The organism is Flexivirga meconopsidis, assembly GCF_026162425.1.
GTDB lineage: Bacteria > Actinomycetota > Actinomycetes > Actinomycetales > Dermatophilaceae > Flexivirga > Flexivirga meconopsidis.
Genome location: NZ_JAOBQJ010000002.1, coordinates 636,296 through 652,968, shown reverse-complemented (window position 1 = coordinate 652,968; position 16,673 = coordinate 636,296). Strand labels below are relative to the sequence as shown.

Annotated in this window: 14 protein-coding genes and 2 tRNA genes; 10 read left to right on the top strand and 6 right to left on the bottom strand. The window is 68.5% G+C overall.

The features are described 5' to 3' along the window. On the top strand, nucleotides 1-1,455 hold the full coding sequence (locus tag N2M23_RS08375) for an amino acid permease (RefSeq protein WP_425270203.1): 1,455 nt from the start codon (nucleotides 1-3) through the stop codon (nucleotides 1,453-1,455). Between the two features lie 493 nt (nucleotides 1,456-1,948). On the opposite strand, the gene N2M23_RS08370 is transcribed toward N2M23_RS08375, so the two are convergent. Together N2M23_RS08370 and pepN are read right to left on the bottom strand one after the other, a co-directional pair. Continuing rightward, nucleotides 1,949-3,295: an NAD-dependent succinate-semialdehyde dehydrogenase gene (locus N2M23_RS08370; protein WP_265444694.1), complete on the bottom strand. Its 1,347-nt coding sequence runs from the start codon at nucleotides 3,293-3,295 to the stop codon at nucleotides 1,949-1,951. A 116-nt stretch (nucleotides 3,296-3,411) separates the two neighbouring features. Next, a complete protein-coding gene (gene pepN, locus N2M23_RS08365; RefSeq protein ID WP_265444693.1) occupies nucleotides 3,412-6,024 on the bottom strand; it encodes an aminopeptidase N in 2,613 nt (870 codons plus the stop codon). Between the two features lie 137 nt (nucleotides 6,025-6,161). Between pepN and N2M23_RS08360 the strand changes: the two genes are divergently transcribed. The 4 genes from N2M23_RS08360 to N2M23_RS08345 all read left to right on the top strand — a co-directional run bounded on the left by N2M23_RS08360 (nucleotide 6,162) and on the right by N2M23_RS08345 (nucleotide 9,380). Further along, the gene (locus N2M23_RS08360; protein ID WP_265445124.1) at nucleotides 6,162-6,770 is read left to right on the top strand and encodes a mycothiol-dependent nitroreductase Rv2466c family protein; all 609 of its coding nucleotides are present in this window, start codon (nucleotides 6,162-6,164) and stop codon (nucleotides 6,768-6,770) included. A 12-nt stretch (nucleotides 6,771-6,782) separates the two neighbouring features. Continuing rightward, nucleotides 6,783-7,250 (top strand): ribose-5-phosphate isomerase, encoded by a 468-nt coding sequence (locus tag N2M23_RS08355; protein WP_265444692.1) that lies wholly within the window; start codon nucleotides 6,783-6,785, stop codon nucleotides 7,248-7,250. Between the two features lie 106 nt (nucleotides 7,251-7,356). After that, the gene (locus N2M23_RS08350; RefSeq protein WP_265444691.1) at nucleotides 7,357-8,448 is read left to right on the top strand and encodes a PP2C family protein-serine/threonine phosphatase; all 1,092 of its coding nucleotides are present in this window, start codon (nucleotides 7,357-7,359) and stop codon (nucleotides 8,446-8,448) included. Then, a complete protein-coding gene (locus N2M23_RS08345; protein ID WP_265444690.1) occupies nucleotides 8,445-9,380 on the top strand; it encodes a ribokinase in 936 nt (311 codons plus the stop codon). Before N2M23_RS08350 ends, N2M23_RS08345 begins: the two co-directional genes overlap by 4 nt. Nucleotides 9,381-9,433: 53 nt before the next feature. Here N2M23_RS08345 and N2M23_RS08340 read toward each other — a convergent pair whose 3' ends face one another. Both N2M23_RS08340 and N2M23_RS08335 read right to left on the bottom strand, forming a co-directional pair. Further along, nucleotides 9,434-9,646 (bottom strand): antitoxin, encoded by a 213-nt coding sequence (locus N2M23_RS08340; RefSeq protein ID WP_265444689.1) that lies wholly within the window; start codon nucleotides 9,644-9,646, stop codon nucleotides 9,434-9,436. 478 nt (nucleotides 9,647-10,124) lie between these two features. Beyond that, nucleotides 10,125-10,195, bottom strand: a tRNA-Gly gene (locus tag N2M23_RS08335). A gap of 103 nt (nucleotides 10,196-10,298) precedes the next feature. Here N2M23_RS08335 and N2M23_RS08330 point away from each other — a divergent pair. From N2M23_RS08330 to clpX, 5 genes are all read left to right on the top strand, one after another. Continuing rightward, nucleotides 10,299-10,372, top strand: a tRNA-Pro gene (locus N2M23_RS08330). Nucleotides 10,373-10,483: 111 nt separating this feature from the next. Then, on the top strand, nucleotides 10,484-11,851 hold the full coding sequence (gene tig / locus N2M23_RS08325) for a trigger factor (protein WP_265444687.1): 1,368 nt from the start codon (nucleotides 10,484-10,486) through the stop codon (nucleotides 11,849-11,851). Between the two features lie 215 nt (nucleotides 11,852-12,066). Beyond that, nucleotides 12,067-12,651, top strand: a complete 585-nt coding sequence (locus tag N2M23_RS08320) for an ATP-dependent Clp protease proteolytic subunit (protein ID WP_265445122.1) — start codon at nucleotides 12,067-12,069, stop codon at nucleotides 12,649-12,651. Next, complete coding sequence (locus tag N2M23_RS08315; protein ID WP_425270202.1) at nucleotides 12,651-13,322, top strand: ATP-dependent Clp protease proteolytic subunit; 672 nt, start codon at nucleotides 12,651-12,653, stop codon at nucleotides 13,320-13,322. The genes N2M23_RS08320 and N2M23_RS08315 overlap by 1 nt, the downstream gene beginning before the upstream one ends. A 225-nt stretch (nucleotides 13,323-13,547) precedes the next feature. Further along, a complete protein-coding gene (gene clpX / locus N2M23_RS08310) occupies nucleotides 13,548-14,837 on the top strand; it encodes an ATP-dependent Clp protease ATP-binding subunit ClpX (RefSeq protein ID WP_265444685.1) in 1,290 nt (429 codons plus the stop codon). 10 nt (nucleotides 14,838-14,847) lie between these two features. Here the strand turns inward: clpX and N2M23_RS08305 are convergent, their stop codons facing one another. Further along, nucleotides 14,848-15,375: a hypothetical protein gene (locus N2M23_RS08305; RefSeq protein WP_265444683.1), complete on the bottom strand. Its 528-nt coding sequence runs from the start codon at nucleotides 15,373-15,375 to the stop codon at nucleotides 14,848-14,850. After that, nucleotides 15,372-16,670: a DUF58 domain-containing protein gene (locus tag N2M23_RS20960; protein WP_265444682.1), complete on the bottom strand. Its 1,299-nt coding sequence runs from the start codon at nucleotides 16,668-16,670 to the stop codon at nucleotides 15,372-15,374. The genes N2M23_RS08305 and N2M23_RS20960 overlap by 4 nt, the downstream gene beginning before the upstream one ends. Between the last annotated feature and the right edge of the window lie 3 nt (nucleotides 16,671-16,673).

Here is a 16,673-nt window from a genome sequence, read left to right as displayed (position 1 = left end):
GTGACCGCCGAGGTCGAAGCGCCGCCGGAGCTGCAACGCAAGCTCAAGGCGCGGCACATCAACATGATCGCCATGGGCGGTGCCATCGGCACCGGCCTGTTCGTGGCGTCCGGCAAGTCGATCCACGACGCCGGGCCGGGCGGGGCGCTGGCGGCATACGCCGCGATCGGGCTGATGGTCTTCCTGCTCATGCAGAGCCTTGGCGAGATGGCGACCTACCTGCCGATGGCCGACTCGTTCGAGGCGTATGGCAGCCGGTTCGTCAGCCCGTCGTTCGGCTTCGCTGCCGGTTGGAACTATTGGTACAACTGGGCCATCACGGTGGCGGCGGAGTTGGTGGCCGCCGCGCTGGTGATGGGCTACTGGCTGCCGGACGTGCCGTCGTGGATCTGGTCGGCGATCTTCCTGGCAATCCTCTTCGGCCTCAACGCATTCAGCGTCGGGACATTCGGTGAGGCGGAGTTCTGGTTCGCGTCCATCAAGGTCGCGGCGGTCGTGATCTTCCTGATCGCCGGTGTCGCGATGATCTTCGGCATCCTCGCCGGACCGTCACCGGGCACCTCCAACTGGACCCGCGGCGAGGCGCCGTTCGTCGGCGGGTGGTCGGGGCTGCTCGGCATCTTCATGGTGGCCGGTTTCTCCTTCCAGGGCACTGAGATGGTCGGTGTCGCCGCAGGCGAGGCCGACGACCCGAAACGCACCATTCCCAAGGCGATTCGCACCGTCTTCGTGCGGATCATGCTGTTCTACATCGGCGCCATCGCGGTGATCGGCTTCCTGCTGCCCTACACCGACAACCGGCTGCTCAAGGCCAGCGACGACTCCGACGTCAGCATCGCGCCGTTCACCCTGGTCTTCGACAAGATCGGCGTCCTCGGCGCGGCGTCGGTGATGAACGCGGTGATCCTCACCGCGATCCTGTCGGCCGGCAACTGCGGATTGTTCGCGTCCACCCGGATGCTGTGGGCGCTGGCCAAGCGCGGGAAGGCCCCGAAAGTGTTCTCCCGCATCGACGCCCGCGGCATCCCGTGGCCCGCCCTGCTGGCGACCACCGCGATCGGTGCGCTGTGCTTCCTGACCAGCCTGCTCGGCGACGGCGTCGCCTACACCTGGCTGATCAACGCCTCCGGCCTGGCCGGTTTCATCACCTGGCTCGGCATCGCGTGGAGTCACTACAACTTCCGCCGGGCGTTCCTGCGGCAGGGACACAGCCTCGACGAATTGCCTTACCGCGCAGCGTTCTTCCCGGCCGGCCCGATCATCGCGATGGTGATGTGCGCGATCGTCATCGTCGGCCAGAACTACCAGGCCTTCACCTCGGACACCATCGACGTCAAGGCGCTGCTCTCGTCATACCTCGGACTGCCGTTGTTCCTCGCGATCTGGTGGGGGCACAAGCTGATCACCCGCCTGCCGAAGGCGGACCTCGCGACCGCGAGCTTCCGGGTCGACTGAGCCGCGCGGCCTTCGGGCGGGGCGCGCGCGGGGCGCGGCGCGGGCGGGGCGGGTCGGGGCGCACAACTCACCGATAAGGTGCTCGCCGCGCCGTGTGTTGCTCGGATTTCGGCGTGTTGCGGACCTTATCGGTGAGTTTTGCGGGGGTATGGCGCCCGCGCAGCCCCCGGGGCGCATAACTCACCGATTAGGTGGCCGCCGCGCCGTGTGTTGCTCGGATTTCGGCGTGTCGCGGACCTTATCGGTGAGTTTTGCGGGGGTATGGCGCCCGCGCAGCCTCCGGCGCGCACAACTCACCGATAAGGTGGCCGCCGCGCCGTGTGTTGCTCGGATTCCGGCGTGTCGCGGACCTTATCGGTGAGTTTTGCGGGGGTATGGCGCCCGCGCAGCCCCCGGGGCGCATAACTCACCGATTAGGTGGCCGCCGCGCCGTGTGTTGCTCGGATTTCGGCGTGTTGCGGACCTTATCGGTGAGTTTCGCGGGGGTATGGCGTCAGGCGATCCGGATGAGCTTCTTGTTGACGAACTCCTCCATGCCGAAGCGGCCCAGCTCGCGGCCGAAGCCGGAGCGCTTCACGCCACCGAACGGCAGGTCGGCGGCGTCCGCGCCGACCACGTTGACGAAGACCATGCCGGCCTCGATCTGGGCGGCGACGCGCTGGGCCTGCTCGGAGTCGGTGGTGTAGAGGTAGGAACCGAGCCCGAAGGGTGTGTCGTTGGCCAGGCGCACGGCGTCCGCCTCGTCCTTGGCCTTGACGACCATCGCGACCGGTCCGAAGAACTCCTGGTGGAAGGAGTCACCGTCCGGGTCCATCCCGGTGAGCACACCGGGCGGGAAGTGCGCACCGTCACGCTGACCGGAGGTCTCCAACTTCGCGCCCGCCGCGGTCGCCTCGTCGACCTGCTTCTGCAGACGCTCGGCCGCCGCCTCGGACGACAGCACCGCCGGCGGGGCAGCCTTCAGCTGTGCGGTGAACTCGGTGAGGAAGTCGTCGTACAGGTCCTCGGCGACGATGAAGCGCTTGCCGCCGTTGCACACCTGGCCGCCGTTCTCCAGCCGGGCCTGCACCGCCGCACCCACGGTCGCCTTGAGGTCGTCGGTGCTGAGCAGGATGAACGGGTCGGAGCCGCCGAGCTCGAGCACGCACTTCTTGAGGTACTTGCCGGCCTGCGCCGCCACCTGGGCGCCGGCGCGCTCCGAACCGGTCAGCGACACGCCCTGCACCCGCGAGTCGGCGATCAGGTCGGCGATCTGCTCGTTGGTGGCGTAGATGTTGTTGTAGACGCCCTTGGGTGCCTGCGCCTCGTCGAACATCGCCTGGATCGCCGCCGCCGACTCCGGGCACTGCGGCGCGTGCTTGAGCAGGATCGTGTTGCCGATCAGGATGTTCGGACCGGCGAACCGGGCCACCTGGTAGTAGGGAAAGTTCCACGGCATGATCCCGACCAGCACCCCGAACGGCTGCCGCACGATGACTGCGCTGCCCTCCTCGACGTCGATCTTCTCGTCGGCGAGGAACTCCGCGGCGTGGTCGGCGTAGTAGTCGTAGATCTCCGCGGCGAAGTCGACCTCGCCGAGGGCCTCCTCCTCGGGCTTGCCCATCTCGCGGACGATGATCTTGGCCAGCTCGTCGCGGCGGTCGCGGTGCAACTGCGCAACCCGCTTGATGACCGCGACCCGGTCCTCGAGCGCGGACGTGCGACCCCAGCTCAGATACGCCGACTCGGCCGCCTCCAGCGCCGCAGTCACCTCCTCGTCGGTCGCCGTGGGGTAGGTCTTGATCTGCTCACCCGTGGCGGGGTCGACGACGGCATAGATCACCGAAGCTGCGTCGGACATCACTGTCCCTCTTTCGTGGCTCGCGAGAAGTTTCCAAATCGAACAAGTCCCACGCTAGCCGTCCGGAGTGAGCTGCGACACAGGGGACCGGGCGATCGGCCGGCGGGTCGAGGCGGCTACTCGACGTCCGCGGCCTGCGCAGTGAGCGCGACCTGCACGATGTCGCGATTCTCGGCCACCAGCCGCACCAAGCCTGCGGGCGCGTCCGGGTGAGCGTCGAGCCAGGTCTGCGACGCATCGAGCAGCTCCTTGCTCGCCAGCGCGATCGGGTAGGCGAGCTTCACCACCGCGGCCGCCATCGCGTAGGTGCGCGAGGCCCACACGTCGAGCAACACCTCGTGATAGCGGTCGATGTATGGCGTGAGCAGCGCGCTGTCGTCGGCCCGACCGAAGCCGAGAGCGACCGCCCGGGCCGTCTCGTTGGGCAACGAATCCGACTCGACCAGTGCGCTCCAGGCTGCTGCCTTCGCGTCCGGCGTCGGCATGGTCGCGCGCGCGCCTGCGGCACGGGTGGCGCCGTCGGCGGTGTTGTCCGCGCGCAGTTGCTCGGCGATCTCCTCCTCGCCCGCGGCGCCGGCTGCGACGAGCGCGGTCAGTAGGGTCCAGCGCATGTCCGAGTCGAGCTGCAGACCGGCGAGCACGGCCCGGCCATCCAGCAGTCCGCGGATGAAGGTGAGGTCGTCCGGGCGCCCCGCCATACTTGCGAAGGCCTGGGTGAACTGCAGCTGGGCGTCGCTGCCCGGCGCCGCGCCGGTCATCAGCGCCCGCAGCGCTGTCGCCACCTGGGCGGCTTCCTCGTCGCGGTGCTCAGGCCGCAGGAACGAGGTGATGTTGCCCACCGCCGAGTTGGTCAGGTAGGCCGTAGTCGCGCCGATGGTCCGCATGAGCAGAGCCTGCAAGAGCGCCGAATCGGTCTCTGTCGCAGCGGCATCCAGGCAATAGCGGATGAAGGCGCGCGGCGGCAGTTCGCCGGCGCGGGCCATCTCCCAAAGCGCACCCTGGACCACCGCACGGGTCAGTGAGTCGGTGATCGCGGACGGGTGTGCCAGCACCGTGCCGAGCGACCGGTCGTCGAGGCGCACCTTGGCGAAGGACAGATCCTGGTCGTTGACCAGCAGCAGGTCGGGCACCTGGCGGCCGACCAGGGCCGGGACCTCGGTCGACTCGCCGTCGACGTCGACCTCGACGCTGTCGAGCGCGACCAGCGAATCACCTTGCATTTCATACAAACCCACCGCGAGGCGGTGCGGACGCAGGGTTGGGTGGTCGGTCGGCGCGGTCTGCTCGATCCGCAGGGCGGTGATCGTGCCGTCGTCGCTGACCGTGACGACCGGACGCAGCACGTTGCTGCCGGCGGTTTGCAGCCACAGGTCGCGCCAGCTGGACAGGTCACGTCCGGAGGTTGCTTCCAGCTCGCCGAGCAGATCGTCGAAGGTGGTGTTGCCCCACTTGAACTTCTCGAAGTACGAACGCAATCCGGCGACGAAGGGTTCGACGCCGACATACGCCACGAGCTGGCGCAGCACCGACGCACCCTTGGCGTAGGTGATCCCGTCGAAGTTGGCTTCGACGTCGTCCAGATGCCGCATGTTCGCGTAGACGGGGTGGGTCGAGGACAGCGAGTCCTGGCGGTAGGCCCACGCCTTCTCCACGGTGCTGAACGTCGTCCAGGCACTGGTCCACTGCGTTGCCTCGGACTGGCAGTAGGTGGAAGCCCATTCGGCGAACGACTCGTTGAGCCACAGGTCGTCCCACCACTGCATGGTGACCAGGTCGCCGAACCACATGTGCGCCAGCTCGTGCAGCACGGTCAGCGCCCGTCGCTCGACGAGGGCGTCGGACACCTGGGTGCGGAAGACGTAGGTCTCGGTGATGGTCACGCAGCCGGCGTTCTCCATCGCGCCGGCGTTGAACTCCGGGACGAAGATCTGGTCGTACTTCTCGAACGGGTAGGGCTCGCCGAATTGCGTTTCGTAGAAGTGCAATCCGCGTTTCGTGGTGTCGAAGATGTTGTCCGCGTCGAGGTGGTCGGCAAGCGACTGACGACAGAGCACGCCAAGCGGTACGACGCCGCGCGCGGCCTCGACCTCGTCGCGGACGACGGCGTAAGGGCCGGCGACGATCGCGGTGACGTAGCAGGCGAGCCGGGGTGTCGGCGCGAACCGCCAGGTGGCCGCCGGTTCGATGGTGCCGTCCGGCGCGGTGTAGGTGACGCTCGCCCCCTCCGGCTCGGGCGTCGGTTGGGTCGAGACCACCTGCCAGCGCTCGGGCGCGGTCACCGTGAACGCGAAGGTCGCCTTCAGGTCCGGCTGGTCGAAGACCGCGAAGACGCGACGGCAGTCGGCGACCTCGAACTGCGAGTAGAGGTAGACCTCGCCGTCGGCCGGGTCGACGAAGCGGTGCAGACCTTCTCCGGTGTTCATGTAGGCGCCGGTGGCCCGCACGGTGAGCTCGTTCTGCGCTGCCAGCTTCGGCAGGGTGATGCGTGCACCGTCGAAAACGGTTGCAGGGTCAAGAGATTCGCCGTTGAGAACGATCGACTCGACTGAGGGTCCGATGAAGTCGATGAAGGTCTCACCCGCGTCCGCGGAGGCGCTGAAGCGCACTGTCGCGGTGGACGCGAAGGTCTCCGGTGAGGTGCACAGATCGAGGCTCACGTCATACGACTCGACGGTGAGGGTGGCGGCGCGGCGCTGCGCCTCCTCGCGGGTGAGGTTGAAATCGGGCACGGAGCGGCTCCATCGGGTTGTGCGGGGGAGAATTGTGGCGTCGGTCATCCTCGCACGGCGGCTGTGCCGGCCCGCGGTGCTGGTGGCAGGATGACGACGTGAGCACTCCGACGAATCAGCAGCGAACCCCGGTCGAGATGTTCTTCGACCCCCTCTGCCCCTGGGCGTGGATGACGTCGCGGTGGCTGATGGAGGTCGAGAAGGTGCGACCCATCGACGTCACCTGGTCGGTGATGAGCCTGTCGGTCCTCAACGAGGGCCGCGACGACCTGCCCGAGCAGTACCGCGAGCTGCTCAGCCGCGGCTGGGCTCCGGTGCGCGTGGTCATCGCCGCGGCACGCGAGCACGGCGACGAGGTCAAGAAGAAGCTGTATGACGCGATCGGCACCCGCCTGCACCCCGGCGGCCGCGGCAAGGACGAGGCCGACATGCGCACCGTGCTGGCCGAGGCGCTGGAGGAGGCCGGACTGCCGGCCGAGTTGATCGAGGCCGCCGACAACGTGCCCGGCGACGAGATCGACAAGGCGTTGCGCGCGTCGCACGAACGCGGCATCAGCCTGGTCGGCCAGGACGTCGGCACGCCGATCATCGCCCTGGAGGACACCGCGTTCTTCGGCCCGGTGGTGACCCCGGCCCCCAAGGGCCAGGACGCCGGCAGGCTCTGGGACGGTTCGGTGCTGGTCGCGAGCACGCCGGGCTTCTACGAGCTCAAGCGCACCCGCGACAAAGACCCCGACTTCAGCTGAGGAGACCTCGCGATGCGAGTGCACATCGGCGGCGACCACGCCGCGTTCGAAATGTCCCGTGCCCTGGTGGAGTGGTTGCCGACCCAAGGCCACGAGGTGGTCGACCACGGCGCCACCGAGTACGACGCGGTCGACGACTACCCGGTGTTCGTGCTGCGCGCGGCGCAGGGCGTGGCCTCGGACCCCGGTTCGCTCGGGATCGTGCTGGGCGGGTCCGGCAACGGGGAGCAGATGGCGGCCAACAAGGTGGAGGGCATCCGCGCGGCGCTCTGTTACAACACCGAGCTCGCTCAGCTGGCGCGCCAGCACAACGACGCCCAGATCATCTCCATCGGCGGCCGCTTCAACACGATCGACGAGGCGAAGGCGATGGTGCAGGTCTTCCTGGACACGCCCTTCTCGGGCGAGGCACGCCACCAGCGTCGGCTCGACATGGTCGCCGACTACGAGAAGGACGGCACTCTTCCCCCAGAGGGGTGAGTTTCCCAAGCCTACGACCCCGGCGGGGTCAAGGCTTGTCCTGTGCTCGGTAAGAACTCGGTAAAGAAGGCTCATTTCGGTTGTCCTGGACGACAGGATCATCCCCATGGCCATCGATCTGTCGCTCGCACCGCGACGGCTCGCCCGCACGCACCCACCGGTCGCCGAGCCGACCCGGATCGGGCCGTGCGCACCGGCGTTGCTGTCGTTGGTCGCCGCCGCGCTGGCGCTGACCCTGGCCTGGCCGAGCGCTGCGTCATACGCGCTGTTCATCCCGCTCGCCGTTGCGGCAGGGATGCTGCTGCCCCGGCGACAAACTGGCTTCGTCTTCGGCTGTCTGGCGGTGGCCTACCTGGTCAGCATGGACCAGACCCGGCTGAGCGGAGCGGCGCCGATCGGCCTGGTGCTGCTCGCGACGATGGCCCTCGTCACCGTGGTGGACCGCCGTCATACCCGCGCGGGAGTCACACCGGCGGTCGGCAGTGACATGCTCGTCGACCTGCGCGAGCGGCTGCGGGCGCAGGGGCGCCTGCCGGTGTTGCCGACCGGCTGGAACGTCGAGGCCAGCGTGCAGCCGGCCAACGGTGACTCCTTCTCCGGCGACTTCGTGGTCGGCAACTGCCCCACGGCGGATCGTTTCGAACTCGCCCTGGTCGACGTCTCGGGCAAGGGCTGCACCGCGGGCAGCCGTTCGCTGCTGCTCGGTGGGGCCTTCGCCGGACTGCTCGGCGCGATGGAGCCGCGCCGCTTCCTGCCCGCCGCCAACGACTACCTGGTGCGGCAGGGCTGGTCGGAAGGCTTCGCCACCGCGGTGCACGCGTCGGTCGACCTGTCCACCGGGGAATACACGGTCGGCTCGGCCGGCCACCCGCCCGCCATGCACTTCCACGCCGGCTCCGGCCGGTTCGTTCCGGTCGCCGGCGCCTCCGGCGTGCTGCTCGGGGTGCTCGAACGGCAAGGGCCGGACGACTTCGTGCGCGCACACGGGCGCCTGGCCCGCGGCGACGCGCTGCTGTTTGTCACCGACGGGGTCATCGAGCAACCGGGTGTGGACCTGATGCAGGGTGTTGACCGGATGCTCGGGCATGCCGATCGGGCGCTCGCGACCGGGGCGCGAGGCGCTGCCACCCGCATCTGCAACCTCGGCAGTGGCGGTTGCGGCGACGACCGCGCGGTGGTCGTAATCTGGCGCGAGTGAGCGGTCGGGTCTTCGTCGTCGGCAGCATGTCGGCGGATGTCACCACATTTTCCCAGCGGTTGCCCGCGCCCGGCGAGACGATCCATGGGGACCGGCTCAGTCTCGTGCTCGGCGGCAAGGGTGCCAATCAGGCGATCGCGGCCGCGCGCGCCGGTGCAGCCACGGCCTTGATCGGCTGCGTCGGGGACGACCTCTTCCGCGACCTGGTGCTCGACGGGCTGCGCGCGGCAGATGTGATCGTCGACGGCGTCCGGACCGTGCCCGGACCGACCGGCGTGGCTCACATCCGGGTGGACCGCCACACCGGTCAGAACGACATCGTGATCGTCGCCGGTGCCAACGGCGCACTCAGCGGGCAGGACGCCGAGCGGCAGTTGCGCGCGATGGGCGCCGGCTCTGGTGACGTGCTGCTGCTGCAGTTGGAGGTGCCGGTCACCACGTCGGTGCACGCCGCACGGGTCGCCGCGGGGCTGGGCATGATCGTGGTGCTGGATCCGGCTCCGGCCACGGAACTGCCCGACGAGTTGTGGCCGGCGCTGACCGCGGTGACGCCGAACGAGTCCGAGGCCGCGCTGTTGACCGGGATCCCCGCCGGTCAGCCGGACGCCGCGAAGCGGGCAGTGCGGTGGTTTGCCGACCGCGGCGTCGACCACCCGATCGTGACGCTCGCCGAGCGCGGCCTGGTCGGCGTGTGGGATCACCAGCTGCGCACGCTGCCCGCCATACCTGCCGAAGCGGTCGACACCACGGCCGCCGGTGACGCGTTCGCGGGAGCCTTGGGTGCCGCGCTCGCGAGCGGTGACTCCTGGGCCGACGCGGTGCTGCGGGGGAGTGCGGCGGGTGCGTATGCCGTCACCGTCGAAGGCGCCAGTCCGAGCCTGCCGACGGCGGCGCAGGTGGATCAGGTGCTGGCCGGCGCGACCCGGGCATGAAGAAGGGCCCGGGCGAATCGCCCGGGCCCCTCAACGCAACGAGTGGTGAGTCGTCACTGCTGCTGCTGGTCGTCGGCGTTGCCCTCGGCGCCGCCACCGAACTTGTCCTTCGCGAAGTCCTGACCCTGGTCGACCTTGTCGGCGTACTTGCCGCCGGTCTTGTCGTCGACGAAGTCGCCGGCCTTGTCGATGCCGTCACCCACCTTGTCGGGGTTGTTCCCGGCGAACTCGGAAGCCTTGTCCTTGGCGCTGTCGAACAGACCCATTGCGGAATCTCCTTCGGTTGCCGCCGGCCCGTCGCCGGCGGGGCTTCCGTCATGCAAGCACAGATCGCCGAATAGGTCGATACCCGCGCGTCTGTGTGTTACCTGTCCGTAGGTCGCGTGGGAGTGGGCTGGGTGCGCCCTGGGCGAATTGCGGGACCGAGGGTCGAAGCGGACTCGGTCTCCGGTCTGCGGTCTGCGGTCTCCGGTCTGCGGTCTCCGGTCGGCGGCCGCGGTGATCGGTCGACTTGTCACGTTGGCCGCGACTTGTCACGTCCTCCACCGACTTGTCGCGTGCAGGAGCACGTGACAAGTGCACGCTTTGCGTGACGAGTTGCCCGGGAAGGAGAACGTGAAACCGGCGGAGCGACGATGCCGCCCGGGCGAGCGCCAGCGAGCTCGGGCGGAGGAGGAGCGCAGCCCAATAAACAAGGAGCTCAAACGAATTCCGCCCGCGCGAAGCGCGGGCGGAATTCGTTTGAGCGGGCGACGAGAATCGAACTCGCGTAATCAGTTTGGAAGACTGAGGCTCTACCATTGAGCTACGCCCGCGGGGTCTGCCGCGACCGCGATGTGCGGTGTGGCGAACCGGGGCGTTAGCCTACTGCCCGCCATACCTCGCGCCAAACCGGGCGGGTGTGTGGCACGTGTCGGGCGGGGTATGGCGCAGTTTGGTAGCGCGTCCGCTTTGGGAGCGGAAGGCCGCCGGTTCGAATCCGGCTACCCCGACAGCTAGCATGACTGGGAAGTGCGGGCAATGACCTCTCGTCATGCACCTGCATCGAACCACTCGATCCGCGGATCAGCGGATCACACCACCACCAATTTGGAGTCCTTGCAGTGAAGAGTGCCGTCGAGAAGTTGGGTCCGACCCGGGTCAAGCTGACCGTCGAGGTCCCCTACGAGGAGCTGAAGCCGAGCGTCGACGAGGCGTACAAGACGATCGGCGCGCAGATCCAGGTGCCCGGTTTTCGCAAGGGCAAGGTGCCGGCGCGCATCATCGACCAGCGCGTGGGCCGCGGTGCGGTGCTGCAGGAGGCGGTCAACGACGCGCTGCCGACCTTCTACGGTCAGGCGCTCGCCGAGAACGACGTGCGGCCGATGGGTCAGCCCGAGCTCGAGGTCACCGATGTGCCGGCCGACGAGTCGCAGCCGCTGAAGTTCGACGTCGAGGTCGACACGGTGCCGCAGTTCGACCTGCCCGACTTCAAGGGCATCACCGTCGAGGTCGACCCGCTGCAGGTCACCGACGAGGACACCGACAAGGAGCTCGAGGCGCTGCGTGAGCGCTTCGGCACGCTGGCCGGCGTCGAGCGCCCCGCCGCCGACGGCGACTCGGTCACCATCGACCTCAAGGCGACTATCGGCGACGAGGACATCGACGACGTCACCGGCATTTCGTATGTCGTGGGCGCCGGCAACATGCTCGAGGGCATGGACGAGGCGATCACCGGTATGTCGGCCGGTGACACCAAGACCTTCAAGGCGCCGCTGGCCGGCGGCGAGCACGAGGGTGAGGACGCCGACGTGACCGTGACGGTGCAGTCGGTCAAGGAGCGGCAGCTGCCGGAGCTGGACGACGAGTTCGCCCAGATGGCCTCCGCGCACGACACGTTCGAGGAGTTGAAGGCCGAGGTCGCTCAGCAGGCCGAGCGCGGCAAGCGGTTCGAGCAGGGTGTGCAGGCGCGCGACAAGGCGCTGGACCAGCTGCTGGAGACCCTCGACATTCCGCTGCCGGACAAGGTCATCGAGACCGAGGTCAATCAGCACCTGGAGCAGGAGGACCGGCTCGAGGATGACGAGCACCGTGCCGAGGTCGACGAGTCCACGCGCAAGGCGCTGAAGACCCAGCTCATCCTCGACAAGCTGGTCGAGCGGGACGAGGTGCAGGTCTCCCAGGAGGAGCTGATCGAGTACCTCATCATGTCGGCGCAGCAGTACGGCATGGACCCCAACCAGTTCGCGCAGGCGCTGGACCAGCAGGGCCAGGTGCCGGCGATCATGGGTGAGGTCGCCCGCCGCAAGGCGCTCGCCTCGATCCTGGACGAGATCAAGGTGGTCGACACCGACGGCAACGACGTCGACCTCAGCGAGCTGGACGAGGACGAGGCCGACGAGTCGGACGACACCACCGCCGAGGCCGACTCCGCGGAGTCGACCGGCGAGACCGCCGACGCCGAGGGCGACAAGGCCGACGCGAAGGCCTGAGCCCGGCGGCGCCTGCCGAGGCGGCATACGGGAGGCGAAAAGGCCCGGACGACCACATGGTCGTCCGGGCCTTTTCCGCCCGTGGCGAACATCGCCGAAGCCGGGGACGAAGACGTCAGTTCGTGGCGTTAGGGTCCAGTGAAGCCACGCAGCACGAGCTGCCAGCACGACCGACAACGATGGAGACGCGTGTGAGCAACACATCGGAGGTGTCCATGGCCACCGAACCGCAGACCGGCCTGGACGACCAGATCTACAACCGCCTGCTCAAGGAACGAATCATCTTCCTGGGCTCCGACGTGCGCGACGACAACGCCAACGCGATCTGCGCGCAGCTGCTGCTGCTCGCCGCCGAGGACCCTGAGAAGGACATCTGGCTCTACATCAACAGCCCCGGTGGTTCGATCTCGGCCGGTATGGCGATCTTCGACACGATGAACTGGATCCCCAACGACGTCGCCACGGTCGCGATGGGTATGGCGGCCAGCATGGGCCAGTTCCTGCTGTCGGCCGGCACCCCCGGCAAGCGCTACGCGACGCCGCACGCGCGGGTGATGATGCACCAGCCGTCGGGTGGCATTGGCGGCACCGCTTCGGACATCAAGATCCAGGCCGAGCAGTTGGTCTTCATCAAGAAGCAGATGGCCGAGCTGATCGCCGAGCACACCGGCCAGAGCGTCGAGCAGATCGAGAAGGACTCCGACCGTGACCGCTGGTTCTCCGCGCAGGAGGCCAAGGAGTACGGCTTCGTCGACCACGTCTTCGAGCGGTCGACCGACGCACCCGGTGGGACCAACTGATGACCGATAACTTTGGAGCACAGATGAATTCGCCGTATGCCGGGCTGCGCGCCCCGCAGCCGAGCAGCCGCTACATCCTGCCGCAGTTCGAGGAGCGCACCTCCTACGGCATGAAGCGGTCCGACCCCTACAACAAGCTCTTCGAGGACCGCATCATCTTCCTCGGCGTGCAGGTCGACGACGCATCCGCCGACGACGTCATCGCCCAGCTGATCGTGCTGGAGAGCCAGGACCCCGACCGGGACATCCTGATGTACATCAACTCTCCCGGCGGCTCGTTCACCGCGCTGACCGCGATCTACGACACCATGCAGTACATCCAGCCGGACGTGCAGACCTTCGTGGTCGGCCAGGCCGCATCGGCGGCAGCGGTGCTGCTCGGCGCGGGTGCGCCGGGTAAGCGATTCGCGCTGCCCAACGCGCGGATCCTGATCCACCAGCCTGCGATGGAGGGCACCGGCGGCACGGCCTCCGACCTGGAGATCACCGCCAACGAGATCTTCCGGATGCGGGAGTGGCTGGAGCAGACGATGGCCAAGCACACCGGCCGCAGCGCCGAGGACGTCAAGCGCGACATCGAGCGCGACAAGATCCTCACTGCCGAGGAGGCCAAGGAGTACGGCCTGATCGACCAGGTGCTGACCAGCCGTAAGGCGTCGGCTCAGGCCTGAGGAGCGTGATCGCCATCCGGGCCGGTATGACGGGGAATCTCCCGCCATACCGGCCCGGATTGCTTTTGCTCACAATGCAAACGCCGGGTTGCGCTGTCAGCGGACAGGCGTGACTTGGCGGCCGACACCGCGATTCAATGGGGTCGCGTTCGACGCCGGCAAGGTAGCGTCGACGGGGCGAACGCAGCAGAGCCGGTAGAAACAGTCGCAGGACATGGAGGGCACGTGGCACGCATCGGAGAAGGCGGAGACCTGCTGAAGTGCTCCTTCTGCGGGAAGAGCCAGAAGCAGGTCAAGAAGCTCATCGCGGGTCCCGGTGTCTATATCTGCGACGAGTGCATCGATCTGTGCAACGAGATCATCGAGGAGGAGCTCGCCGAGACCTCCGAGCTGGGGCTGGAGCAGCTGCCCAAGCCCCGCGAGATCTTCGACTTCCTCGAGCAGTACGTCATCGGCCAGGAGACTGCCAAGCGCGCGCTGTCAGTGGCGGTCTACAACCACTACAAGCGCATCCAGGCCGCCGAGCAACCGGCCCCGGGCAAGAAGGACGCCGCGGCCGTCGAGATCGCCAAGTCCAACATCCTGCTGATCGGCCCGACCGGTTGCGGCAAGACCTACCTGGCGCAGACGCTGGCGCGGATGCTCAACGTGCCGTTCGCGATCGCCGACGCCACCGCGCTCACCGAGGCCGGTTACGTCGGCGAGGACGTGGAGAACATCCTGCTGAAGCTGATCCAGGCCGCTGACTTCGACGTCAAGAAGGCCGAGACCGGCATCATCTACATCGACGAGATCGACAAGGTCGCCCGTAAGAGCGAGAACCCGTCGATCACCCGTGACGTGTCCGGTGAGGGCGTGCAGCAGGCGCTGCTGAAGATCCTGGAGGGCACCACCGCGAGCGTGCCGCCGCAGGGTGGCCGCAAGCACCCGCACCAGGAGTTCATCCAGATCGACACCACCAACGTGCTGTTCATCGTGGGCGGCGCGTTCGCCGGGCTGGAGAAGATCATCGAGGGCCGCACCGGCCGGCAGGGGCTGGGCTTCGGCTCGGAGCTGCGCACGGCCAAGGACCCGATGACCAGCTTCTCCGACGTGCTGCCGGAGGACCTGATGAAGTTCGGGTTGATCCCGGAGTTCATCGGCCGCCTGCCGGTCATCACGACGGTCGAGCCGCTGGACCGCGAGGGTCTGGTGTCGATCCTGACCGAGCCGCGCAACGCGCTGGTCAAGCAGTACGAGCGGATGTTTGACATCGACAACGTCGAGCTGGAGTTCACCACGGACGCGGTCGAGGCGGTCGCCGAGCAGGCGATGCTGCGCGGCACCGGTGCCCGCGGTCTGCGTGCCATCCTCGAGGAAGTGCTGCTGCCGGTGATGTTCGACGTCCCGAGCGACGACGACATCGCTCGGGTCGTGGTCACCCGCGAGGTCGTGCTCGACAACGTCAACCCGACGATCGTGCGGCGTGAGACGCAGCCGACCCGCAAGCGCGCCCCGCGTAAGGAATCCGCCTGACCGAGCCGGTCTACGGATCGCGCCGGCGCAGCGCCAGCACGCCGGCCACCGCGAGCGCGACGAGCGCGAGCACCGCGGCATACGACAGGAGTGGGCCGGCTAGCGGTGTCGCGGTCAGCCCGACGACGGCGACGAGTGCGGTGACGGCGGCGACCGCGCCGACCCGACGCAGCCAGCTGACGAGTTGTTCGCGGGGGACGGCCGCGCCGTCGGGGCCGGCGGCGAGCAGCGCCACCGCCGCAAACGCGAGCAACAACAACCACGCGGCCGGCAGCGACCACCATGTGTCGGCCGGCGGCCGGCTCGAAATCCATTGCCAGACAAGGGCACCCAGCAATAGCGCACCCGCGATGCCGTCGCTGTCGCCGATGATCAGCAGGCTTGCGAGCAACACCAGGAGCAGCCCGAGGTAGGACATCGAGCCGACCAGGTCGGCGAGCACCACGAATCCCCAGGCCGCGGCCAGCGCGATGACCAGCAGAACCTGCCGGTCGTGGTGCAACTCCACGACGCGGGCCAGCCGCGGACGCCCGATCATCGCTGCACCACCCGCGGCACCGGTCGCCGACCCAGGTGCACCAGCACCTGATCGAGGCTGCCCGGTCCCTGCCACGGCGTGACCGGGACACCCAGCCGTCCGATCGCGCGGATCTCCTGCTCGCGCTCGAGCAGCCGGATCCGCAGGGCGAGTTCGTCGAGCCGGTCGGTCTGTGCGGTGAGCGGTGGTAGGCAGTCGACGATCAGCACGGTGAGTCCGCGCTGCGCGAGCTCGGCGGCCACGGTGAGCGGCACCTGACCGAGCAGCGGGCTGATCAGCATCACCAGCGAGCCCGCGCGCAATCGCGATCGGACGGCGCTGCGGCGGAAACCGCCCCCGGTGCCCCGTTCCACCCGGGCCAGGGTGTCCAGCATCCGCCGGGTCTGCAGCCGGCCCATCGCGGCCGGCACCCGTGCTGGCGTCATACCGCCGACGACCTCCAGGCCCACCCGGTCTCCCCGCGCAAGGAAGTGGGTGGCGAGCGCCGCGGACGCACGGACACCGAGGTCGAGCGAGGTGGGAGAGTCCTCGTCGGACTCGTAGTCGGTCGAGGCGTCGAGCAGGAGCAACACCTCGGTGTCCTGCTCGGCGTATGACGTGTGCACGTGCAGTGCACCGGTCCGCGCCGACACCGGCCAGTGGATCCGGCGCAACCGATCGCCGGGCTGGAACGGGCGGATGTCGGCGAACTCGGTGCCGTCGCCCTGACCTGCACTGCGGTTGACTCCGATCAGACCGCGCGGATGCGGCATGCCGGCGCGGCTGTCGAACGGCGCCGTCTGCGGGTAGGCGGTGATCGTGACCGGCGGGATCGTCACCGGCCCGCAGCGGTAACCGGCCCACGGGGAGAGCAGGGCGACCCGAGTCTGCAGCTCCTCATGGGTGCCCCACCGGCGCGGCTGCCAGCGCACGGTGCAGGTGGCGGTCTGACCGCGGGCGACCGGTGTCACCGCGACACCACGGTCGGGCGCGATGCGCACGTGCCGGTCGTCGGTGGCGGCGACGACGAGACTCTCGGCCCCGCCGGGTGCGGCCGCCCGGATGGTCCAGGCCGCCGTCTCACCTTCCGCAGGGGTGGTGGTCGAGACGGTCCCGGTGAAGTCGGGATCGCCGGTCGGCCGGGTCGCGACGCACCACGCGGTGATCGTGAGCAGCGGGGTGCCGAGGACCAGCAGGTCGATGCGTCGCAACGCGACCGCCGCGGCGGCAAGTAACAGACCGCCGACCGCGGCCGTGAGCAGCGCCGCCGTCGGTTGCCAGCGGGCCGCTTCGGTGGGACGGATCGTGCGGGTCACTGG